The sequence below is a fragment of the Pseudogemmobacter sp. TB195 genome (assembly GCF_058313095.1).
On record NZ_JBZEGG010000098.1, the window covers coordinates 1 to 816 of the forward strand.

The window sequence follows — 816 nt, forward strand, 5'->3', positions numbered from 1 at the left end:
CAAGGGCCGGAAGCAGGCGAAAGGCGACGATGCGCCGCCGCCCGCCGGCGTCGCCGTCCACGGCGCCCAATCCCTGTCATCCGTTCTGGTTGACAGCTACAACCTCGAAATCCGCGACAGGGAAGGCTTTGTTGGCGATCGCGCCAGCGGCCGGGCGTTTCGCGCCACGCTTGACGAAATTCGCAAGGCGCTGCGCCAGAACGACCGCGACGGCGATCCCCTCGGGGACAATCCCAGCGCCGACATCAGCAAATCCACCCTCGACCGGCTTCTCACCAAAGGCAATCTGGAAGCGGCGGGCGTCGTGCTCGGCGCCATCGAGCACTTTGCCGGCGAGCTGGCCCATGTGGCGCGGCGCTTTCTCAATGACACAGCCTGGAAGGGCACGGAGCGCATCGTCGTCGGCGGCGGACTGAAACAGAGCCGCGTCGGCGAACTGGCCGTAGGCCGGGCGATGGTGCTGCTGAAAAGCCAAGGCGTCGACATCGACATGGAGATGATCCGCCACCACCCGGACGAAGCCGGGCTGATTGGTTGCGCCCATCTGGCTCCGGCCTGGGTTTATGAGGGCCACGACGCCATCCTGGCCGTGGACGTGGGCGGCTCGAACATCCGCTGCGGCGTCATCGACGTGAACCTGAAGAAGAAAAAGGACCTGTCGAAGGCCCGGGTCTGGAAATCCACCCTCTGGCGTCATCGCGACGATGACCCCAAACGCGATGAAGCGGTGAGGCGGCTCACCGACATGCTGGCGGAGCTGATCGCCATGGCCGACAGCAACGGCCGCCGCCTGTGCCCGCTGATCGGCGTTGGCGT

General features: G+C 65.9%; 1 protein-coding gene. It reads left to right on the forward strand.

What is annotated here, in order from left to right; all coding sequences use genetic code 11:
- Window positions 1-816, forward strand: an 816-nt coding sequence (locus AC4FS3_RS28795; RefSeq protein WP_491023382.1) for an ROK family protein, incomplete at both ends; no start/stop codon positions are given.